Below are 20,225 nucleotides of genomic sequence, written 5' to 3' on the forward strand. Positions count from 1 at the left end.
ATGAAAATTTACGAGACTGAAATTTCAAAAAAGAAAAAGGCTCACTACTCTTTAGCAACCGAGCACAACGGCATCCTCTACATCTCAGGACAGCTTAGCATGGACCCAGAGACCAGGCAAATTCCAGAAGGACTAAAGGCTCAAACAAGGCAGGCTTTAAAAAACCTTGATAACGTGCTAAAGCTGGCAAATGCGACAAGAAACGACATCTTGATGTGCCGCGTCTATACGCCAGATATCGACTTTTGGGACGAGATAGACGACGAGTATGCGCTATTTTTTGGAGATCACAAGCCAGCTCGCGTCGTAGTACCTACAAACAAACTTCACTTTGGCTGCCTGCTAGAGATCGAAGCCACAGCGATACTCGATAGAAAAATTTAAAAGGAGCAAAAATGCCTAAATTTATCTGCTCAAAGTGCGGCAAGAGCGCAGATTTTGAGACGCCTATATTTGCGTGCGAGTGCGGTGGGCTTTATGATCTAGAGTTTAAAGCAGCCAAATTTGATCTAAATTTGATCGATCAGCGCGAGTTTAGCTTATTTAGATACAAAGAGTTTTTCCCTATCAAAAACGAGCTTTGGCGTGACATCAGCCTTGGCGAAGGGCTAACAAAAAGCGTGAAATTTGATGACGCACTCTATCTTAAAATGGACTATGCGATGCCAACGCTCTCTTTTAAGGATAGAGGTGCTGTGATGCTTATTTGGTTTTGCAAAACTCATGGCATCAAAAAGATCTTGCAAGATAGCAGCGGAAACGCTGGAAATTCGGTCGCCGCATACGCTGCTAGAGCTGGCATAGAGTGTGAAATTTACGTCCCAAAAGGCACGAGCAAAAAAAAGATAAAGATGCTTGAGTACTACGGCGCAAAGGCGGTTGTCTTTAACGGCACGCGCGACGAGACGGCAGATGCTTGCAGAAAAAGGGCAAAAGATGAGGGCATATTTTACGCAAACCACGTATTTAACCCGCTTTTTTACCAAGGCACCAAAACATATATATATGAAATTTACGAGCAGCTTGGCTTTGTCCCTGAAAATCTCTTTTTGCCAGTTGGCAACGGCACCTTGCTAATAGGCTGCGAGATCGCTTTAAAAGAACTTTTTGAGGCTGGAGTGATCAAAAAGCTACCTAAAATTTTTATAGTCCAAAGTGAAAAATGTGCGCCGTTTCTAGGGGCAACAAGCGAGCCTATCAAGATCAAGTCAGAGCCGACTTTGGCTGAGGGCATAGCGATAGCTAAACCTGCTCGTGGCGCTGAGATATTAGCTAGCCACTATGCAGGAGAGCGCGAGGTGATCACGATAAAAGAAGAGGATATTGAGCCAGCTAGAAATTTCCTAGCAAGCCGTGGCTTTTACGTCGAGCACACCACAGCAGCCATCTACGCCGCCTATGCAAGCTACGCAAAATCGCACAAGATAGAGGGCAAAAGCATCATCTCGATGTGTGGCGCTGGTCTAAAAAGCGAGCACTGATTTAAATTTGCAGGTCATTTTGCCTGCAAATTTGCCTATTTTAGCGACTTTGGTTGTGGCGTTTCTTGACAACAAAGTTTTATTTTTATAAAATGCCAAAACTTTCAAAAAACTTTTGAAGCCCAGAATTCTACAATCTTATCCCCGCATTTAAAGAGGAAAAATGGAAAACAACAACCAAACCGAGCAAAGTGCTGCTCAAAGCGCAAAAACTACAAAAAAACATCAAGCATCAAGAACCCACGTACCAGTCGACGGACACAAGATCGAAGAGCTAAGAACACTTAGCTTAGATGAGTTAGTGCAGATCGCAAATGGCGTTGGCGTCGAAAATCCACGTGAATTTCGTAGACAGGATTTGATATTTGAGATACTAAAAACCCAGACAAAACAAGGCGGCTTTATACTATTTACTGGAATTTTAGAGATCACAAACGAGGGCTACGGCTTTTTAAGGGCTGTTGATGCAAATTTAAGCGACAGCTCAAACGACGCTTATGTTTCAAACTCTCAGATCCGCAAATTTGCACTTCGTGTGGGCGACATCATCACCGGCCAAGTAAGAGAGCCAAAAGATCAAGAAAAATACTACGCCCTTTTAAAGATCGAAGCGGTAAACTACATGCCTTTAGCAGACGCAAAGGAGAGGCCATTATTTGACAACCTAACCCCACTTTTCCCAACTGAAAAGCTAAATTTAGAGTATGATCCGATGAAGCTAACGGGCCGTGTGCTTGACCTTTTCACGCCTATTGGCAAGGGTCAGCGTGGCCTCATCGTCGCACCTCCAAGAAGTGGTAAAACTGAGCTTATGAAAGAGCTAGCTCACGGCATCGCTAAAAACCACCCAGAAGCCCAGCTCATGGTGCTTCTAGTAGATGAGAGACCAGAAGAAGTTACAGACATGCAGCGCTGCGTAAAAGGCGAGGTATTTAGCTCGACATTTGACCTACCAGCGCTTAACCACGTCCGCGTAGCAGAGCTAGTCATCGAAAAGGCAAAACGTCTAGTTGAGATGGGCAAAGACGTCATCATCTTGCTTGATAGCATAACCCGTCTAGCACGCGCCTACAACACAGTGACCCCGCCAAGCGGTAAGGTGCTAACAGGCGGCGTGGACGCAAACGCACTTCATAAGCCAAAACGCTTCTTTGGTGCAGCTAGAAACATAGAGCACGGCGGCTCTCTAACCATCATCGCAACAGCACTTATCGACACTGGCTCACGCATGGATGAAGTGATATTTGAAGAGTTTAAAGGCACTGGAAACAGCGAGATCGTGCTTGACCGCAACATCTCAGACCGCAGAATTTACCCAGCTATCAACGTACTAAAATCAGGCACCAGAAAAGAAGAGCTACTTCAAAAACCTGATGAGCTTCAAAAAATTTGGGCTATCCGCTCTGCGATCGCGACAATGGACGACGTCGAAGCGCTTAAATTCTTATACGCAAAGATGCTAAAAACAAAAGACAACAAAGAGCTTCTCTCTATCCTAAACGAGTAAATTTAACTGAGCTTGAAGCGCTTGCTTTGAGCTCAATTTTCCACTTAAAATATAAACTCTAGCTTTTCTAGCCAAAAATATCTTAGAAATTTTAAATTTTCAAGCACTTGCAACTATAAAAGAGATTACGATTTTTAAACGATTATTTACTAAATTTTTCTATATCTTGATTGATTAAATTTTCATATTCGCAAAGCTCGTTGCAAGTTTTCTTGCTCTGCTCGATAAGCTCATCAAATTTAAATCCAAGCATCACGATACGATAAAGGTTGGGCTTGTGTTTTCGCCAGTTGTAAAGCGTTGCGACATCAACGTCCAAATGATAAGCCATATCACGTTTTGTCATCTTAGCCACTTTACACTCCTTCTTTTTGAGTGATTTTATAAATTTTATTCTGATAAGAAAACAATTGAATTATTTTATATTTTTTATTAATTTAATTGAATATTTAAACTTTATTTAATATAAGAAAATTTAAAATAGCCACGTAACATTTTTTAAATAAGGAGTAAAAATGAAAAATGTAGTTTTAAAAGTTGCTTTGGGTTTAAGCCTAGCTAGTGCCGTTGCTTTAGCGCAAGGAGCCTTTGTTGGAGTTGAAGGAGACTATTCTTTTAATTCAAATTTAACAGCAAAAAGCGACAATGGCAAATCAAAAGCTAAAAAAGCACAACCAGGTCTTGGCATAAAAGCTGGTTATGACTTTGAGGTAGCTAGAGTTTATGGAGCTTATATTTACGACTTTCAAGCCAAAAAGTCACTTGGCAATGAAGATGGCACAATAGTAAAATGGAATACACATAAATTTATAGTTGGAGCCGACTATACTCCGAGCGTAGCAAAAGATCTTAAACTAATTCTTGGTGGCTACACTGGTTTTTCAAAACTTAAATTGGATGTGTTTGACATATATGATGGTTCTGAAAAAGGCAACGCAACTGGCTGGATACTAGGTGCAAAAGTCGGTGCAGAATACTCTATCAATGAAAATAATGCGGTTGAGTTTGGTTTAAAAGCTGATAGAACCGACTATGGTAAGATCAATAAATTTAATTTAGTCGATATTAAAGAGACAAACCTCGGTCTTTATATGGGATATACATATAAATTTTAATAATTTGCAAGCTCAAATTTCAAAGCAAATTTGAGCTTTTACTAGAAACTATAAATTTACCAGTTTTTCTAAATTTTCGCCGTCTAAGCGGTAGGTTCTCCACTCAAGAGATTGATTTTTAGCGCCCATGCTTTCATAAAATTTGATACTTGACTCATTCCAGTTTAGGCAGCACCACTCAAGCCTTTTTAAATTTTCATCCTTGCAAATTTGAGCTAGAAATTTAAAAAATGCCTTGCCGATGCCTTGATTTCTAAACTCTTTTTTGACATAGATGTCCTCAAGATAGATCCCGCCAAGCCCTAAAAATGTAGAAAACGTGTAAAAATAGATAGCGTAACCAATAGCCCTGCCCTCACTCTCGCAGACTAGGGCTTTTGCGTGATTTTTATTAAAGATGGAGTCTGCGAAAATTTCATTTGTAAAAGTGACTTGATCGCTCATCTTTTCATAGCTCGCAAGCTCTCTTACAAGCTCACAGATCGCGTCTATATCGCCTCTAGTCGCTTTTCTTATTTGAAATTTCATTAGTTATCACCAAAAAGAGCTTTTAGATCTTTAACCATTTCGCCATTTTCGCCGCTACTGCTAGTTTTTGAGCCAAGCTCATTTAGCTCGATCTCATAGCCAGTTAGCATGCTTGCAAGGCGGATATTTATGCCATTTTTGCCGATCGCCTTACTCTTTTGCTCGCTCGCAAGTGTCACGATCGCCTTGTTTTCTTCGATCTTTACAGATGTGATGATCGCAGGTGCCATAGCGCGAGCTACCAAGATCGCTGGCTCGGTGGTGTATTCGATCGCATCGATGCTCTCGCCGTGAAGCTCTTTGCTTACGGCATTTATCCTAACGCCCTTTGTGCCGACAGTTGCGCCGACTGGATCGATATTTGGAGTAGTTGAGATGAGCGCTACTTTAGCTCTTTCACCAGGTATCCTTGCACTTCCTTGAATGATGATGCCACCATCTTTTATCTCTGGCACTTCTGAAGTTAGCAGCGCCTCAAGAAATTTAGGTGAAGTCCTTGAAAGCTCGACCTTTATGCCTAAATTTTTATCTGTAAAAACTTTTCTAATGACCGCTTTTACCACATCGCCTACTTTAAATTTCTCACCTTTTATGCGGTTTTTACGTGGCAAGATGGCACGAAGCTCATCTATCTCGATAAAGGTGTTTTCGTCGTTATCAACCCTAACAACCGGACCAAATACCATGTGGCCGCTCATCTCATTATATTTTTGTAAAATTTTCTCTTCAACTAGGCGCTGGATGTGATACTCAAGCTCCTTGTGAAGCGTTTGAGCGGCTGTTCTACCAAGGTTATCAAGGCTTAGCTCGTAAGTGAGCTCATCTCCGATCTCTACGCCACTATCTATCTTTTTAGCCTCTTTTAAGCTTAAAAAGTGCTCATTGTCTTCAGCAAGCCTCTCATCGTCGTTTGCTACGATTGAAATTTTTTGATAAAGCTTTAAATTTTTATTTGCATCTATGCTCACGTCATATTCATAATTTTCGCCATAAACCCTTTTTGCAGTGTTTATCAAGGCTCTTATGACGCGCTCTTTTACATCTTCTATCTCTAAATTTTTCTCATTTGCAATTGACTCGATGATATCTGAAATTCTTTCCATTTTTTCTCCATTGTGACGATAAATTTCGGGGATTTTTCGTGAAGTTTTGAAATTATACATAAGCCATACTTTTAATAACTTTAAGCTTGTTATTAACTTTTATTTAATCCTTTTTTTATGATGATTTGGGTATATTGACCGATTAAAATTTAAGATTTTGAAAGGATTAAAAATGGAGCTAAAACTTGCAAGAGCCGAATTAGACGCAAAACCAAAAACGATTTCACTAGAAAAGATAGAGGCAGCTGTCGAAAAAGAAGGTCAGAAAATTTTCTATTTTGATAAAGAAAACACGCACAAACAACTAATCGCCTTAGTCGAGCACTTTGAAGAAAAAGGGCTAAGCGTTTATCACAGAACCGTAAAATACGGCCTTGATGATAGCGATTATATGTATGAAGTGCATATACTTTAATGAGTAAAAAACTCTTTATCCAAACTCTAGGTTGTGCTATGAATGTTCGTGACAGCGAGCATATCATAGCCGAGCTCTCACAAAAAGAAGACTACTCCTTAACACAAAACATCGAAGAAGCTGATTTAATCCTTATAAATACCTGCTCAGTTCGTGAAAAGCCGGTTCATAAGCTCTTTAGCGAGGTCGGAGCCTTTGAAAAAGCCAAAAAAAGAGGTGCAAAGATAGGCGTTTGCGGCTGCACTGCAAGCCATTTGGGTAGTGAAATTTTTAAGCGCGCACCTTATGTTGATTTTGTCCTTGGCGCAAGAAATGTTAGCAAGATCACAAAGGCGGTAAATACGCCTAAATTTATCTCAACCGACATCAACCACGACGAGAGCGAATATGCATTTGGCGAATTTAGAGGCTCGCCATATAAAAGCCACATCAACATCTCGATCGGCTGCGATAAAAAATGCACCTACTGCATCGTCCCACACACCAGAGGCGATGAAATTTCTATCCCTTCAAGCCTCATCCTAAAAGAGGTAGAAAAGGCCGCAAAAAGCGGTGCAAAAGAGATATTTTTACTAGGGCAAAATGTCAATAATTACGGCAAAAGATTTTCAGGCGTGCAAGAAAATATCGATTTTAGCGACCTGCTAGTGAAGATAAGCGAGATAGATGGCGTTGAGAGGATAAGATTTACAAGCCCACACCCACTTCACATGGATGATAAATTTCTTGAAATTTTCACTAATAACCCAAAAATTTGCAAGTCTATGCACATGCCACTTCAAAGCGGAAACACCAAAGTTTTGCGTGAAATGAAACGTGGATATACAAAAGAGTGGTTTTTAGACCGCGCGCTAAGACTTAGAAAGATGTGCCCGGACGTGAGCATCTCAACTGATATCATCGTCGCATTTCCGGGCGAGAGCGATAGCGAATTTGAAGATACGATGGACGTGCTTGAGCAAGTTAGGTTTGAGCAAATTTTTAGCTTTAAGTATTCGCCTCGTCCGCTTACAAAGGCAGCTACTTTTACAAATCAAATAGATGATAAAACCGCTTCAGCAAGGCTAACGCGCCTGCAAAATCGCCATAGCGAAATTTTAGACGAGATCGTGGCGGCGCAAAAAGATAAAATTTTTGATGTGTATTTTGAAGAGCTAAGGGCAAATGGCGGAGTTGCTGGACGAAGTTTTAACAACTTTTTAGTTCAAGTTGATGGCAGCGAAGAGCTTCTTGGCACTACGCAAAAAGTAAAGATCACAAACCCAAAACGAATGGTTTTGTATGGCGAGCTGCAAATTTAAAAGCGCCCTTGAAAAGCTCGCTATGAGCGTTGGCGTCTTTTTCATCTACATTTTGATGTGGCTCATTTTTCTAACCTGCAAAAAGAGCTACACTCCAAATTTCTTGCCACAAAATGGCTGCGTCGTCGTCTTTTGGCACGGCAGACTTAGCTTTATGAGCTTTGCTTACAGACGCTGGTGGAGCAGTCAAAACAGAAAACAAGGCAAGGTGATAATAAGCGACCACAAAGATGGCGAGCTAATCACCAGAATAATCAAATTTTTTGGCATCGGCACCATTAGAGGTAGCAGCTCAAAAGGCGGTGCAAGGGCGCTCATAGAAGCCCTAAGAGAGATAAAACAAGGCCACGACGTCATCATCACACCAGATGGCCCACGCGGTCCAAGACACAGCGTAGCAGACGGAGCTGCGGTGATCGCACAAAAGTCATCTTGCGAAATTTATGCTCTAAATTTCGAAGCAAACTCGTTTTGGGAGTTTAAAAGCTGGGATAAGATGATACTTCCAAAGCCATTTTCAACTATAAATTTTAGCCTATCAGCTCCTTTTAGCGTGGCAAATTTAGAACAAAAAGAGGCAAAAGAGAAGATACAAAACGAGCTTTGGCAAGCCTCGCAAAATGACGGCGGCAAGAGCGTGCTACAAAACAAAGAGGACTTTAGGTCAAATTTAAAAATTTGGTGGAAAAAATATGCTCACAAAAATCCGCAAATAAGCGATGAGATAAGAGAAATTTTGGACGAAATTTATGAAAAATAAAATTTCTATCTTTATAGCCATTTTTATAATAGCTTTCTTTGGACTCTTTTTTTACAGCGACAACTCCTACAAGCTCGCTCTTGAAGCGAAATTTTACTACGAGAGTAAAGAGTATGAAAAGGCTATAAATTTAAGCCAAAAAGCCCTTGATCTTGATGCCTACAACAAAATGGCCGCCACCACGCTTAATCAAAGCAAGGCAGCTATGAAATTTAGCTCATACATAAAAAACGGCAAAGAGTATCTTGAGCGCATCAAAAAAATGAGCCAAAGTGGCGTCAGTAAGGCCGATAAAGAGCGCATCAAAATGATGTGTGACGTTATGATAGATGATTTTGAAAGCTTAAGAAATTCTGCGCTGCTTGATGAGGAACTAAAAAGCGAAGCTCTGAAGATGAAAGAGGCGTTTGCAAAACTAAAAAACGAGCTGTTTTAAACTTATTTAATCCCTTTTTAGCTAACATACCAAAAATAATGCACTAAATTTAGGAGAGTTATGTCTTTTAGCATCAAAAAGCTTTTTTCAAACCTTTTCTTAAGCGCCGTGATCGAGGGCAATGAGTGCGTTTTTTACGGTCAGGTTTTTAGAAATGGCAAGCTTATAAAAACCATAAATGCTAAATTTACAGACATAAGCATCGATAGTGTCGATGAAAAAGTTTTAAAATACATAGAAGAGCAAGAAAAGACCTATTTTGGCGTCTATGTTTCGCTCTTTTTTAACGACGACTCACAAGGTGCGCTGCCTACTGCTAACTTTGACGAATACAAGAAATTTAACATCAACACGCAAAATTTAACCAGCCTTGTGATGCAAGATAGCTGGAGCATATATGCAAATTTAAACGCTATAAGAAGATATAAAAACATCTTTGGACAAGGTAGTGTCGATCTTATCTACTCGCCTATCGCCCTGCTCTTTCACGAGCTTTTAAAGCGTGGAATTTCACCAAAAACCACGCTATATCTCTACATCCACTCGCACTCTTTTGCACTTGCGATATTTAAAGACAAGCAGATGAAGCTCTCTACATTTTTAAATATGAGCGACGCTGAAGAGGGCAACGAAGAGATCGAAAGCCTAAAAGAAGAGGATATAACAGACATCGACAATCTCATCGTCAAAGAAGAAGATGGCGCAACGGCGCTTGATGATTTTAAGAGTTTGGATGATTTCTTAAGCGACGATAAGCCAAAAGAATTTGAAGATCTAAACTATGAGTTAAATATGCCAGCTTCGACAAATGTCGAGAAATCAGTAGCGATCTTTGGGCGCGATATGAAGATGTTTGACTACATTGCAAAGGCTATGAAAGAATTTTATGAAAATCCAATCTATGGCGGTGATTTTATCGAGCAGGTCATCGTTTTTGAAAACACAAAGACAAGCGCGACCTTTTTACAATACCTGCAATCAGAGCTATTTGTGGAGACATCAAGCTATCCGATCAACACAAATCACATCATGAATGAGATCATGCAAGAAGAGATAACACTATGAAATTTAGCTTCATCACTCCAGAACCAAGACCGCTTCTATCTATCTTTAGTAAGCTCTGGCTAACGCTCATAGGCTTTGTATTTGTGGTGCTTTTGGTGGCAAATTTCTTCATCGTTTATAAAAACTACTCAACTAAGAAAAATATAGAATTTCTAACAAACGAGCAAAAAGAGCTTAGTCAAAAGATAGTCACCACGGATGAAATTTCAGCCAAACTTGCCGTGCAGATAGACTCAGCAAACGATATCTTTACGTCAAATTCTATCCTAAAGCAAAGCTTGCACAACCTTTTTGACCTTGTGCCTGATAGCATCACGCTTGAAGAGGTTTTTATGGATAAAAACTCGCTCATCATCCGTGGCATAACACCAACAAAGGATGTCTTTAACCAGCTCTTAGCCTCGCCGCTAAGGTCGATTTTTACCACGTCAAACACTAGCTTTTATCAGAGCAAAAACGGCTGGTACGGCTTTATAAGCACAAATAAGATTGATAATTCTGAGGGATATAATGAGTAAAAAAGATACGAGCTTAGAAAAAATCGACCCAGTAAAGCTTTTACTTTTTATATTTGCTTTTATCATAGTTTGCTTCATTATGATATTTGGCTTTATCGTGCCAAATATAAAAGAATTTAAAAGCCTCTCAAGACAAAACTACTCGCAAACCTCATCATACACGAAGGTAAAAAATGAATTTGAAGCTAAATTTAAAGCACTTGAAGCGACAAGACAAAAAGATGGCGCTATCATCTTGGCTTATGATACAGCTTTTGATAAGGATAAATTTATAAATTTCGCATCGCAATTTTTTAGCGAAGTGAGCCTTAGCAAGATAGAAGAAAGCGAGAATAACGCAACTGAAAAGTTCTTTAGATACCGCCTAAATGTCACTAGCTCGCTTAAAACCCCACAAAAATTTTATGACTTTTTAGATGCGCTTAGTAGCTACAATAGCATCATAAAAGCCGAATTTCCTATCGTTATGAAAGGCGAAAACGACAAGATCCACACAACCTTTAACATAAAAGTTTTTGGGTTGAAGTAAGAACTTAAAGTTTACCAGTAAGATAAAGTTTGACCAAAAACTCGCTATATCTTTTTCTGCCAAGATAGTTTAAATGCTCCCAATCAGATATCTCATCATCATCAAATTTCATATTTGTTAGATCAATGACTTTGGCATTTTTGATGGCTGATGTTATTTCGTTTATGTTATATTGAAGTCTTGTTCCATCAAATATTGGCTCAAATAAAACAACTACTTTCACACCATTTTTAGCCAATGGATCTATTATATAATTTTGCATGTATTTTAATGTGTTTAAATTTAGCTCTTTTAAATAAAGTACTTTTCCGTAATTCACTCTCGGTAATGTGTTTGCAAAAAGTATATTGTCACCATTGCTGCATTTTGCAACAATAATTTTTTTGCTTTTTGTAAAATTTGAATTTGCTTCACTTGTGTTAATTAGTTCGCAATCGCTATTTGCTTCAACATTAAAAGAATTTTCTACACTAAAATCATTTGCATTAGTCGCGGTCTTTGGTGTAAATTTATCATAAGCAGCAACTACTCTATTGTAGATAGCTTCGGAGTATCTTAAAAACAAATGCAAGCTTGCTAAATAATCTGGCAGTGTCTTTAAAAACACCATCTTATTTGTGCCAAAATTTGCCATCAGCTCATCAGTAGTATAAATTTTGATACCTCTCTCAATATAATCCTCAAAAAGATCGCTAACTCTTAGACTAACAACAACTTCTTTTGCGCCAACTTTTTTAATAGCATTTACAATAAAAGGATAGTCGCCTATAAAATTTCCAGAAACGCCAAAATTATAAACACTAATATTATTTTCCTTAAAAATATTTGTTGAAATATGATTAAACGTTCTACTGCTTCCAACAAAAACTATATCATTTTTATCAACACTATTTAATTCAAAATGCTTAACCTTTGAAGTTTTTATATCAATAAATTTTGTTTTACTTGTGTTAATATCAGCAAAAACAAAAAGCACAACATCAAGCCCAACCATAGCAAAAGCCACTAAAAACAGGCATAGAAATATTTTTTTCTTAAAATCTAAAGTATAAAAATTCGCTCGCATTGTTAAGCCTAATTGCTAAAATTGATATAAATAAAAAGAAAGATGTTGCAAAAATTTGCCAGATAGTAAATTTAAATTTCTTATCAAATGCCATTTGCATAGAGTTTTTAAAAAGCAAAACAACCAAAAAAGTCAAAACGATAAAAAACATCTCAAGATAATTAACGTCTATTTTAAACTCACCAAAAAACATCCCTCGGATCACTTTCATGGCATCTTCAAAGCTTTTTGCCCTAAAAAATATCCATGTAAAATTTACAAAGTTAAAGGTGATGATCCAAGCAATGATTTTATTTAATTTAAAATTTAACTTTTGCCAATATCTGTGAATAACAATAGCAACACCATGTAAAGCACCCCAAACAACAAATGTCCAAGCAGCCCCATGCCAAAGACCGCCTATCAAAAATACTAAAAACAAATTTAGATAGGTACGGCTCTGCCCCCCCTATTTCCTCCAAGTGGGATATATATGTAGTCTCTTAAAAAACGTGATAGTGTAATGTGCCACCTATGCCAAAAATCCTGAATATTTAAAGCCTTATACGGGGAGTTAAAATTTATAGGAAGTCTTATGTTAAAAAGCAGTGCAAGACCTATTGCCATATCACAATAACCACTAAAATCAAAATAAAGCTGAAAGGTATACGAAAGTGACGTCGCCCATGCTTGCAAAAAAGTCAAATTTCTCTCCACATCAAATCCAGCATTTGCAAAAATAGAAAAAGTATCTGCAACCACACTCTTCTTAAATAGCCCCATGCTAAAAACAAAAAGCCCAAGGGCTATAAATTTATAGTTTTTTATAAGATTAAATTTATTTGCAAACTGTGGCATCATCTCTTTGTGATGCACTATCGGACCAGCTATAAGCTGTGGAAAAAATGTTATAAAAAGGCAGTAGTTTAAAAAGCTATTTTCTTTTGTCTGTTTATTGTAGCTATCGACTAGATATGCTATTTGTTGAAATGTGACAAAACTAAGCGCAAGCGGCAAAGCGATATGAAGTAGACCCAAATTTGTATTTGCTATAGCGTTTAAATTTGAAATTAAAAAATCAGCATATTTAAAATATCCAAGTAAAGCGAGGTTGCAAACTATACTAAAAACCAAGATAGCTTTACTTTGATGTTTTGCAAGAAATTTTGAAATAAAAAAGTTAAAAACAATACTTCCTAACAAAATCGGCAGATAATAAACACTCCAATAAGCATAAAAAAATAAACTAGCACTCACCAAAAAAGCTTTTGCAAGAGTGCTTAGTCTCTTTTTGTTTAGAAAAAAATATACAAAAAATACAAGCGGCAAAAATGCAAATATAAAGGCATATGAGTTAAAAAGCAAGCCTATTCCTTACTTTTTATCCACGCATTTGCCAAGTTGGCAGGCTCTTTTGTAAAGTGCGTCTGCCTTTGCTTCATCGCCGCTTAGCTTTGCAAGCAAGAAGCATGACTGAGCATACTCAAGCTCGCAGCTCTTTGCCAAAAGCCTTAGCACCCTTGCCTCAGCCTTGTTTCTATCTATCTTATGAGTTTTTAAATTTTCGCTTTCGATGTATGACTTTAGTCCCATTGCCTCATTGTAGCAGCCAACGCCGTCGCCACTATCGCAAGCTAGTTTATAAAGCTTTAGAGCCTTTTCGATATCTTTTTGCTCATCAACTAGCCCTTGCTCATAAATTTGACCCAAATTTGAGCAAGCAGTCGCAAGCCCAGCGTTGCAAGCCTTTTCGTAGTAGCCTTTTGCCTTTACGAAGTCCTTTTCGTTACTAAAATTTACAGCTAGATTGTTGCAGTCGATGCTATTTCCGCTCTCGCAGTTTTGCACCATCTTCTCTTTTTCAAGCTCAAGACGCTCCGCCCTAGCCTCCTCATCACTTTGCCAAAAGCCAAAGCTCACCATCTTTTGCCACGACCAGCAGCCACTTAGCATAAAGCTAGCAGCTACGATAATCCAAAAATTTAAAAATTTTTTCACTTATTTTCCTACTTACATGCCAAGCTTTGCGCCTAGTCTTTTCATCTGTGGGCACGCCTTGTTTAGACCGCGAAAGCAAGCGACTTTGTAAATTCCATAAGCTCTCTTTTCATCCTTGTTCATGCCAAGCCCTAGCTCATACATCGCACCGATATTTGCGCAGCTTGGCAGATCTCCGGCGTTGCAAGCGTTTGTGTAGGCCTCCATCGCTAGGTAGTAGTCTTGTTTGACGATCTCGCCCTTGCGGTAGGCATTGCCTAGATGATAGCAAGCTTGCACACCGCCACTGTTGCAGCTATCTTTGTAAATTTCGACCGCTTTTTTTGGATCTTTTTTTACGCCAAGACCGTTTTCATAGAGCGTACCAAGGTTTGAGCAAGCAAGCTGCACCTTCGCATCGCAAGCCTTTTTGTAGTTTGCATAAGCGTTGTCATACTCTTTCATAAGCTCAAAATTTACGCCCAAGTCGTTGCACGCTTCAGCATCGCCGCTCTCGCACTTTGGTGTTAAAAGATCGATAGCATTTTTTGAAATTTGCTCTTTGTTTTGCACCACCTTTTCGTCCTTTGGCTGCTGCCATGAGTCATCTTGTTTTGGCGTATCCCCGATGCCGATGACATTTAAGCAGCCTGTGAAAAATAGAGCAGTTAAAAGTAGTAGATATTTTTTCATTTTTGTCCTTTTAGTATTGTCCAAACAAGTCATTTAGGGCTTCGCTGATGCTTGGGTGAGTGAAAATTTGGTTTTTAAAGAAATTTGCATTTGCTTTTAAATTCATAGCGATCGCGATCTCATTTATGATCTCATTTGCGTAGATACAGTGAAAGCTCGCCCCCAAAATCTCGCCGCTACTTGCTTCAACGATCGCTTTTAGCATGCCCACATCGTGATTTAGCACCTTTGCTCCTGGCACTGCCGCCATGCTAAGCTTTAGCTCCTTGAAATTTAGCCCAAGCTTACTAGCTTCTTTTGCATTTACGCCAACTCTTGCTAACGGAGTGTCGGTAAATAGCACATTTGCGTGGATGCTTCTGTTTTGTGTGGTGCGTTTTTTATCGCCAAAAATTTGTGAAAAAACTATCCTAAAATCATCCAAACTAGTGTAAGTAAAAAGCTCTCCGCCACGCACGTCGCCCACTGCGTAGATGTTTGATACATTTGTTTGAAGGCGCTCATTTGTCTTTATGAAGCCTTTTTCGTTTAGCTCAACACCAGCTTCTTTTAAATTTAGATCATCTAAATTTGCCACCCTGCCAAGCGCCACCAAGAACGCATCTGCCTTGATGATCCTGTCTTCACCGTCTTGTTTGAAATTTAGCGCATTGTCTTTTAAGCTCTCTATCTCGCAGCCCTCTAAAATTTCTATGCCTTGCACTTTTAGAGCCTCTTTTACGCTGCTAGCTATATCATCGTCCTCGTTTTTAAGAAGCGCTGAGCGGCCTACTATGCTTACTTTTGAGCCAAAGTTAGCAAACATCGAGGCAAACTCTATGCCGATAAATCCGCTACCAACGATGACTATATGCTTTGGTAAATTTTTTAGATCAAGCAATGTTGTGCTTGAAAAAACGTTTGAATTTGCTATTTCAAACGGAGCTTTTGCCTCTTTTGAGCCAGTGTTTATAATGATAAACTCGCCCTCTAGCAGCTTTTTCTCGCCACTTGATGTTGTAACTAGGACGCTATTTTTATCTTTAAACGAGCCAACACCATCGATCACATCGATGTTTTCTTTATCATTTAGCATCGCGTAGTTTTTAGAATTTAAAGCTGAGATTAGCTTATTTTTGTTTTCGATGCTAAGCGTGTAATACTCGTTTTCAACGCTATTGTCTGCATATATCGCCTCTTTTGAAGCTGTGATTAGACGCTTTGTCGGTATGCAGCCCACGTTTATGCAAGTGCCTCCATACATCTTTGGCGATCTCTCGATTAGCGCGACCTTTTTGCCAAGTGCAGCAGCCTTTACAGCTAGCGTTTTGCCAGCCTTACCAAATCCAATAATAACAATGTCATATTTCATTTAATTTTTCCTATTATGTAGTATGTAGTTTCGTTTATCTTTTTGATATCCATTTTGTATTTATTTGCCCAGCTTTTGATGATCTCATCAACCCGCTCTTTTATCTCTTTGACGGTCGCAACGTTTTTTATCTTTAACCTATCCTCGCTCCCGCTCATCGCTACAAAGCAAAGGTGTGGCTTTAAATGATCGTTTAGCTCGATCACACTCTTTGGCAAAAGGCCGTCAGTGTTATTTAAAATTCTACGCATATGCTCAGTGGTCGTTTCATCTATGTTGTAGCCAAGCTGTGTCAAAAGTGCGTTATGATCCATATCGTTCCTTTTTGCTTAAAATTTGCGATCATTATAAGATAAAATTCGATAAAATCGCCTAAATTTTCAAGGACAAATATGAAAAAATTTATCATTTTTCTATTTAGCATTTTACTATTTTGGGGCTGTTCGGTAGAGCAAATTTCGCAAAATTTAGGTCTTAGCGAGCCACCACTTGATCCTGAAGTAGAGCAGATAGCAGACGCCATCTATCTATACAATGAAGGCAACTACTCAAAGGCTTGCAAGAGATTTTACGACTACGCAAAAGATGGCAATGTCCTAGCCATGCAGCAAACTGGCGTTTGTTTTCGTGATGGCAAAGGCTTTAGCAAAGATATCTTAAGGGCACTTTTTTGGTTTGAGACAGCTGGCAGATACGGCAATATAGACGGGCTAAGAAGTGCTGGATACATCTACGAGTACGGCCTTGGTGTCAATCAAAATTTAGAAAAAGCGATATATTTTTACGAAAAAGCCACAAGCCTTGGCTCAAGCGAGGCCAGTTACGATCTAGGGCTTATATATCTTGGCAAAAACGACTATAAAAAAGCGAAAATTTATCTTGATGAGGCTTGCTATCACGGCAAAGAAGAGGCTTGCACGAAGCTAAAAGAGATGAAATTTTAGCTCTTAAACTTCTATTTTAAAAACTATTGTTATTTATATTATTCGTTTAAAATAATTTGTTTTTGAGCTTTATATTCATCTTCATCAATCAAACCATCATTGAAAAGCTCTTTTAGTTCAAGAAGTCTTGATTTTTTATCTATTTTTTTAGAATTATTTTCAACAATATGGTTTTCAATATTATTAGTATGCAATAAATTTTGAAGTTCGGTTATAAATCTTTTATAGCTATCCATGGATATATTATTCATAAATGGCTCATCATCCAATCCATTTTCGTAAATATCAATGGTATTAGGTACATATTTGTCCTTTTTATATTGAAATTCTGCAACATCTTTTAATTTAAACTCAGAGCTATCTTCTTTATCTAAATTTACGTACAATACTTTATTTTCTACAAGCACCAATGCTTTTTTATCACAAACAGTATTTTTGACAACAGAGCTAACAGCATCTTTTATAGTTCCAAAGAAATTTCCCAATAAATTTGACGCAGTCTTTGAAGCAAATTCACCAAAATTATTTCCTATATTTTCAATCGCATCAGCATCTGAGACCACAACACTATAAATATTCTCTTCGCTAATCAATTTTTTATCTCTGCAAAGCAAAAACAATTCTGGATTAAGCAAAAAATCATTAATATTTTTAAATATAAATCCAAACACCTTATTATTTTTGCCAAGCATACCGCTTTGTCTTACATCTTCTTCAAATTTCTCAATATCATTAAAATAATTAGAAATACATACTATTAATTCATTGGTTGCAACTATATAGCAGCTGTTATCAATATTTGTTTTTAAAAAAGTTATTTCATTAAAGTCAATTTTCTCTAATTCATCATTGCTATTTACAGTAAATATACATCCTTCTTTCATATTATCTCTATCATAATATGCGAAAACAGGATACAACTCTTCATCATCTGATTCAAATTCTCCAAGTATTTTTAAAGAAGCGCTACACCACTCATTACACACACTCTCATCTTCTTTTGGATCTATTTTTAAAAATGCCTTACAAAAGGACAATAAACACTCTAGTTCAGCTATGTCTTTAGAAAAACTAAAATCAATTCTATTAAATATTATTGGCAATTGTTTTTTAAGAATAAATTTTGAAGCTTTTAAAGAAGAGCGCAATACTTCATCAATGTCATCTATTAGCCAAATCAAACTCTTACATATTTCTATAGTAAAAGAAGTTTTTACTTCCAATATATTCAAAATTTCATCACATTCTTGTTTTGGACTTTTACTACAAAAATTATGAAAAATTTTATTGTCTACTTTTTTAAAATATTTACTATCCTTAAAAGATTCATATTTTATAAAACTACGACCTTCATCTTCACAGTATTTTATATAAATTTTGTCTTCTAAAAAATCTATATTAATTCCTTTGTCACAATACCATCCAGCCAAAACTTCTGTATCGTTCATCAAGTCATCTTTTTTAACCAATTTTTTTAGAAATTTTAAGATACTCATATTTTATATTCCTTTTTTAATGATTCAAAAAATAGATAATTCCAATAATTATTGCTATAGCCAAATAAAGTGGTTTATTATCTGTACCGCCATATTTTTCACAAGCTCGTTTTCCACAGTTATAGGCAAATGCTAATAATATTTGTTCGTCACTTAAACTTTTATCCTTAAGTCTTTCTTTAACTTCTTCAAAAGATGTTTGCTTCATGCCTTTTGAAATACCTTTTGCAATCGTTAAGCAAAAACCATTTAATACCGCAAAATACCCAAAGGCTCCAGAAAAAATAAAACTAGGAAAAAAATAAAAAAACATAGCAAGCATAGAATAAACCATCATTTCATATTGCTTTCTATACCAAAAAAATAAAAATCCACTTAAAAAAGAGCCCCAGTGCCACGATATTCCAAAAGCTTTTTCATCTGGATCAAAATGCCCTTTTTCCCTTAAATTTTCATATGCTTCATAATAGCGATTTATAGTATTTTCACTTTTTGTGTCGAGATATATTGAAAGAAGTGTCTTGCAAGCATTTTCATCCTCAAGCAAAGCATTTACTATATCTATAATATCTCTTGATTGATAGGAATTTAGTCGCATAAGTTATCCCTTCTCATGTGATTTTTAGTAGTTTTAATATCATTACTAGATTTAACCATTATTACACTCCTTGTAATATTCAAATAAAATAGTAGTATTTAAAATATTAAATTAAAATAAAATATAAAATAAATTTAATTGTAGTTTTTTTTAAAAAATCACTTAATAAAAATTGAAAAAAGTTTTAAAAACTACATATAAAACAATCAAATCTTAAAACTTAGGCTTTTACTACGCCTCAGCCTTTTGAGCGATCAAGACGCCCTCTATCATCTTTTTGATATCCCCATCAAGTATCGCGTCAGTTTGTGAGTATGCCTCGCCGCTACGGTTGTCTTTTACCTGCTGATATGGAAAAAGCACGTATGATCTTATCTGGTGTCCCCAGCCGATCTCGCTCTTTTCTACGCTGTTGCTCGCCTCTTGTTGCTTCATCAGCTCAAGTTCGTAAAGGCGTGACTTTAGCATCTTCATCGCTGTGGCTCTGTTTTTGTGCTGACTGCGGTCATTTTGACACTGCACGACGATGCCAGTTGGTATGTGCGTGATACGGATGGCTGATTCAGTCTTATTTACGTGCTGGCCGCCAGCGCCACTGGCTCTATAAGTGTCTATCTTTAGATCTTTTTCTTCGATCTCGATCTCGATATCATCATCTATCTCAGGGCTTACCATAACGCTAGAAAAGCTTGTGTGGCGGCGTCCTGCGCTATCAAATGGGCTTGTGCGAACGAGCCTGTGGATGCCATTTTCTGCTTTGAAATATCCATAAGCGTTTTCACCCTTTACGATAAAACTCACATCCTTTAGCCCTGCCTCTTCGCCCTCTTGAAAGTCCAAAGTCTCAACCTTAAAGCCCTCACGCTCGCAAAATCTAAGATACATCCTATAAAGCATGCTCGCCCAGTCGTTGCTCTCAGTGCCGCCAGCTCCTGGGTGGATCGATACGATCGCGTTTTTGCCGTCATCCTCGCCACTTAAAAGCATAGAAATTTCTAAATTTACTATCTTTTCATCTAAATTTTTAGCATCTTCAAATAAAGAATTTATAGTCTCCTCATCATTTTCAGAATTTGCTAGCTCAAAGAGCTCCTTTGCGTCGCTAACTGCTTGGTGAGCGTCGCTAAATTTAGCAAGCATATTTGAAATTTTTGTCTTTTCTTTATTTAATGCCCCAGCTCTTGCGATATCTTGCCAAAAGCTAGGGTCTTGCTCTATGGCCTCGATCTCTTTTAGCCTAGCCTTTATCTCGTCAGGCTTTACGATAGAGCCTATGTTTTCAACTTTTGTTTGTAGCTTCTTTAAAAGCTCGTTGTATTCGTAACTATCCAAGTTTTTCTCCATAAATTTTTGCCGATTTTAG

23 protein-coding genes and 1 pseudogene are annotated in these 20,225 nt (G+C 37.7%); 12 read left to right on the forward strand and 12 right to left on the reverse strand.

Features of this window, described 5'->3' with window-relative positions:
* The 3 genes from F3G88_RS06875 (at window position 1) to rho (ending at window position 2,988) form a co-directional block, all read left to right on the forward strand.
* Window positions 1-384: a RidA family protein gene (locus F3G88_RS06875; RefSeq protein ID WP_107797235.1), complete on the forward strand. Its 384-nt coding sequence runs from the start codon at window positions 1-3 to the stop codon at window positions 382-384.
* Between the two features lie 11 nt (window positions 385-395).
* Window positions 396-1,481, forward strand: coding sequence for a pyridoxal-phosphate dependent enzyme (locus F3G88_RS06880; protein WP_149715724.1), 1,086 nt, complete (start codon window positions 396-398; stop codon window positions 1,479-1,481).
* A 163-nt stretch (window positions 1,482-1,644) separates the two neighbouring features.
* Window positions 1,645-2,988: a transcription termination factor Rho gene (gene rho, locus F3G88_RS06885; protein ID WP_009294026.1), complete on the forward strand. Its 1,344-nt coding sequence runs from the start codon at window positions 1,645-1,647 to the stop codon at window positions 2,986-2,988.
* A gap of 142 nt (window positions 2,989-3,130) precedes the next feature.
* On the opposite strand, the gene F3G88_RS06890 is transcribed toward rho, so the two are convergent.
* Window positions 3,131-3,343 (reverse strand): transcriptional regulator, encoded by a 213-nt coding sequence (locus F3G88_RS06890; RefSeq protein WP_002941953.1) that lies wholly within the window; start codon window positions 3,341-3,343, stop codon window positions 3,131-3,133.
* A gap of 160 nt (window positions 3,344-3,503) precedes the next feature.
* On the opposite strand from F3G88_RS06890, the gene F3G88_RS06895 reads away from it, so the two are divergent.
* Window positions 3,504-4,103 carry an outer membrane beta-barrel protein gene (locus F3G88_RS06895; RefSeq protein ID WP_149715725.1) on the forward strand — a complete coding sequence of 200 codons (600 nt, stop codon included), beginning with the start codon at window positions 3,504-3,506 and terminating at the stop codon, window positions 4,101-4,103.
* Between the two features lie 48 nt (window positions 4,104-4,151).
* Here the strand turns inward: F3G88_RS06895 and F3G88_RS06900 are convergent, their stop codons facing one another.
* Together F3G88_RS06900 and nusA are read right to left on the reverse strand one after the other, a co-directional pair.
* The gene (locus tag F3G88_RS06900; protein ID WP_149715726.1) at window positions 4,152-4,631 is read right to left on the reverse strand and encodes a GNAT family N-acetyltransferase; all 480 of its coding nucleotides are present in this window, start codon (window positions 4,629-4,631) and stop codon (window positions 4,152-4,154) included.
* Complete coding sequence (gene nusA / locus F3G88_RS06905; protein ID WP_012139939.1) at window positions 4,631-5,734, reverse strand: transcription termination factor NusA; 1,104 nt, start codon at window positions 5,732-5,734, stop codon at window positions 4,631-4,633. Before nusA ends, F3G88_RS06900 begins: the two co-directional genes overlap by 1 nt.
* A gap of 172 nt (window positions 5,735-5,906) precedes the next feature.
* On the opposite strand from nusA, the gene F3G88_RS06910 reads away from it, so the two are divergent.
* Genes F3G88_RS06910 through F3G88_RS06940 form a run of 7 tightly spaced genes read left to right on the forward strand, consistent with a single transcriptional unit; the run spans window position 5,907 to window position 10,758 of the window.
* Entirely contained in the window at window positions 5,907-6,149 is a 243-nt protein-coding gene (locus F3G88_RS06910; protein WP_002941786.1) for an HP0268 family nuclease, read from the forward strand.
* Window positions 6,149-7,450: a tRNA (N6-isopentenyl adenosine(37)-C2)-methylthiotransferase MiaB gene (gene miaB / locus F3G88_RS06915; RefSeq protein WP_149715727.1), complete on the forward strand. Its 1,302-nt coding sequence runs from the start codon at window positions 6,149-6,151 to the stop codon at window positions 7,448-7,450. Before F3G88_RS06910 ends, miaB begins: the two co-directional genes overlap by 1 nt.
* Entirely contained in the window at window positions 7,431-8,210 is a 780-nt protein-coding gene (locus F3G88_RS06920) for a lysophospholipid acyltransferase family protein (protein WP_149715728.1), read from the forward strand. Before miaB ends, F3G88_RS06920 begins: the two co-directional genes overlap by 20 nt.
* The gene (locus F3G88_RS06925) at window positions 8,200-8,646 is read left to right on the forward strand and encodes a hypothetical protein (RefSeq protein ID WP_149715729.1); all 447 of its coding nucleotides are present in this window, start codon (window positions 8,200-8,202) and stop codon (window positions 8,644-8,646) included. The genes F3G88_RS06920 and F3G88_RS06925 overlap by 11 nt, the downstream gene beginning before the upstream one ends.
* A 60-nt stretch (window positions 8,647-8,706) precedes the next feature.
* The gene (locus F3G88_RS06930; RefSeq protein ID WP_149715730.1) at window positions 8,707-9,711 is read left to right on the forward strand and encodes a DUF8341 domain-containing protein; all 1,005 of its coding nucleotides are present in this window, start codon (window positions 8,707-8,709) and stop codon (window positions 9,709-9,711) included.
* Window positions 9,708-10,229 (forward strand): PilN family protein, encoded by a 522-nt coding sequence (locus F3G88_RS06935; RefSeq protein ID WP_103573631.1) that lies wholly within the window; start codon window positions 9,708-9,710, stop codon window positions 10,227-10,229. Before F3G88_RS06930 ends, F3G88_RS06935 begins: the two co-directional genes overlap by 4 nt.
* Window positions 10,222-10,758 (forward strand): hypothetical protein, encoded by a 537-nt coding sequence (locus tag F3G88_RS06940; protein WP_149715731.1) that lies wholly within the window; start codon window positions 10,222-10,224, stop codon window positions 10,756-10,758. Before F3G88_RS06935 ends, F3G88_RS06940 begins: the two co-directional genes overlap by 8 nt.
* Before the next feature lie 4 nt (window positions 10,759-10,762).
* Here F3G88_RS06940 and F3G88_RS06945 read toward each other — a convergent pair whose 3' ends face one another.
* The 6 genes and pseudogenes from F3G88_RS06945 to F3G88_RS06970 all read right to left on the reverse strand — a co-directional run bounded on the left by F3G88_RS06945 (window position 10,763) and on the right by F3G88_RS06970 (window position 16,138).
* Entirely contained in the window at window positions 10,763-11,824 is a 1,062-nt protein-coding gene (locus F3G88_RS06945; protein WP_149715732.1) for a hypothetical protein, read from the reverse strand.
* Window positions 11,793-13,168: pseudogene (locus F3G88_RS06950) on the reverse strand (MBOAT family O-acyltransferase). The gene F3G88_RS06945 and the pseudogene F3G88_RS06950 overlap by 32 nt, the downstream one beginning before the upstream one ends.
* Before the next feature lie 9 nt (window positions 13,169-13,177).
* Entirely contained in the window at window positions 13,178-13,801 is a 624-nt protein-coding gene (locus tag F3G88_RS06955; protein ID WP_149715733.1) for a tetratricopeptide repeat protein, read from the reverse strand.
* 12 nt (window positions 13,802-13,813) lie between these two features.
* On the reverse strand, window positions 13,814-14,473 hold the full coding sequence (locus tag F3G88_RS06960) for a tetratricopeptide repeat protein (protein WP_087582363.1): 660 nt from the start codon (window positions 14,471-14,473) through the stop codon (window positions 13,814-13,816).
* Between the two features lie 10 nt (window positions 14,474-14,483).
* Complete coding sequence (locus tag F3G88_RS06965; RefSeq protein WP_103636958.1) at window positions 14,484-15,824, reverse strand: dihydrolipoyl dehydrogenase family protein; 1,341 nt, start codon at window positions 15,822-15,824, stop codon at window positions 14,484-14,486.
* A complete protein-coding gene (locus tag F3G88_RS06970) occupies window positions 15,821-16,138 on the reverse strand; it encodes a hypothetical protein (RefSeq protein ID WP_012139947.1) in 318 nt (105 codons plus the stop codon). The genes F3G88_RS06965 and F3G88_RS06970 overlap by 4 nt, the downstream gene beginning before the upstream one ends.
* Window positions 16,139-16,216: 78 nt before the next feature.
* On the opposite strand from F3G88_RS06970, the gene F3G88_RS06975 reads away from it, so the two are divergent.
* Window positions 16,217-16,768 (forward strand): tetratricopeptide repeat protein, encoded by a 552-nt coding sequence (locus tag F3G88_RS06975; protein ID WP_103636959.1) that lies wholly within the window; start codon window positions 16,217-16,219, stop codon window positions 16,766-16,768.
* A gap of 38 nt (window positions 16,769-16,806) precedes the next feature.
* Here the strand turns inward: F3G88_RS06975 and F3G88_RS06980 are convergent, their stop codons facing one another.
* From F3G88_RS06980 to prfB, 3 genes are all read right to left on the reverse strand, one after another.
* A complete protein-coding gene (locus F3G88_RS06980; RefSeq protein ID WP_103636960.1) occupies window positions 16,807-18,264 on the reverse strand; it encodes an SHOCT domain-containing protein in 1,458 nt (485 codons plus the stop codon).
* A gap of 16 nt (window positions 18,265-18,280) precedes the next feature.
* Window positions 18,281-18,862: a hypothetical protein gene (locus F3G88_RS06985; RefSeq protein ID WP_103636961.1), complete on the reverse strand. Its 582-nt coding sequence runs from the start codon at window positions 18,860-18,862 to the stop codon at window positions 18,281-18,283.
* 231 nt (window positions 18,863-19,093) lie between these two features.
* Window positions 19,094-20,194: a peptide chain release factor 2 gene (gene prfB / locus F3G88_RS06990; protein ID WP_103630274.1), complete on the reverse strand. Its 1,101-nt coding sequence runs from the start codon at window positions 20,192-20,194 to the stop codon at window positions 19,094-19,096.
* Window positions 20,195-20,225 lie beyond the last annotated feature (31 nt).

This window comes from Campylobacter concisus (genome assembly GCF_902460675.1).
GTDB lineage: Bacteria > Campylobacterota > Campylobacteria > Campylobacterales > Campylobacteraceae > Campylobacter_A > Campylobacter_A concisus_AJ.

Excerpts from the sequence above, each read along its gene's own strand:
- F3G88_RS06875 (WP_107797235.1), top strand. The coding sequence starts at position 1 with ATGAAAATTTACGAGACTGAAATTTCAAAAAAGAAAAAGGCTCACTAC.
- F3G88_RS06880 (WP_149715724.1), top strand. The coding sequence starts at position 396 with ATGCCTAAATTTATCTGCTCAAAGTGCGGCAAGAGCGCAGATTTTGAG.
- rho (WP_009294026.1), top strand. The coding sequence starts at position 1,645 with ATGGAAAACAACAACCAAACCGAGCAAAGTGCTGCTCAAAGCGCAAAA.
- F3G88_RS06895 (WP_149715725.1), top strand. The coding sequence starts at position 3,504 with ATGAAAAATGTAGTTTTAAAAGTTGCTTTGGGTTTAAGCCTAGCTAGT.
- F3G88_RS06900 (WP_149715726.1), bottom strand. The coding sequence starts at position 4,631 with ATGAAATTTCAAATAAGAAAAGCGACTAGAGGCGATATAGACGCGATC.
- nusA (WP_012139939.1), bottom strand. The coding sequence starts at position 5,734 with ATGGAAAGAATTTCAGATATCATCGAGTCAATTGCAAATGAGAAAAAT.
- F3G88_RS06910 (WP_002941786.1), top strand. The coding sequence starts at position 5,907 with ATGGAGCTAAAACTTGCAAGAGCCGAATTAGACGCAAAACCAAAAACG.
- miaB (WP_149715727.1), top strand. The coding sequence starts at position 6,149 with ATGAGTAAAAAACTCTTTATCCAAACTCTAGGTTGTGCTATGAATGTT.
- F3G88_RS06920 (WP_149715728.1), top strand. The coding sequence starts at position 7,431 with ATGGCGAGCTGCAAATTTAAAAGCGCCCTTGAAAAGCTCGCTATGAGC.
- F3G88_RS06925 (WP_149715729.1), top strand. The coding sequence starts at position 8,200 with ATGAAAAATAAAATTTCTATCTTTATAGCCATTTTTATAATAGCTTTC.
- F3G88_RS06930 (WP_149715730.1), top strand. The coding sequence starts at position 8,707 with ATGTCTTTTAGCATCAAAAAGCTTTTTTCAAACCTTTTCTTAAGCGCC.
- F3G88_RS06935 (WP_103573631.1), top strand. The coding sequence starts at position 9,708 with ATGAAATTTAGCTTCATCACTCCAGAACCAAGACCGCTTCTATCTATC.
- F3G88_RS06940 (WP_149715731.1), top strand. The coding sequence starts at position 10,222 with ATGAGTAAAAAAGATACGAGCTTAGAAAAAATCGACCCAGTAAAGCTT.
- F3G88_RS06945 (WP_149715732.1), bottom strand. The coding sequence starts at position 11,824 with ATGCGAGCGAATTTTTATACTTTAGATTTTAAGAAAAAAATATTTCTA.
- F3G88_RS06960 (WP_087582363.1), bottom strand. The coding sequence starts at position 14,473 with ATGAAAAAATATCTACTACTTTTAACTGCTCTATTTTTCACAGGCTGC.
- F3G88_RS06965 (WP_103636958.1), bottom strand. The coding sequence starts at position 15,824 with ATGAAATATGACATTGTTATTATTGGATTTGGTAAGGCTGGCAAAACG.
- F3G88_RS06970 (WP_012139947.1), bottom strand. The coding sequence starts at position 16,138 with ATGGATCATAACGCACTTTTGACACAGCTTGGCTACAACATAGATGAA.
- F3G88_RS06975 (WP_103636959.1), top strand. The coding sequence starts at position 16,217 with ATGAAAAAATTTATCATTTTTCTATTTAGCATTTTACTATTTTGGGGC.
- F3G88_RS06980 (WP_103636960.1), bottom strand. The coding sequence starts at position 18,264 with ATGAGTATCTTAAAATTTCTAAAAAAATTGGTTAAAAAAGATGACTTG.
- F3G88_RS06985 (WP_103636961.1), bottom strand. The coding sequence starts at position 18,862 with ATGCGACTAAATTCCTATCAATCAAGAGATATTATAGATATAGTAAAT.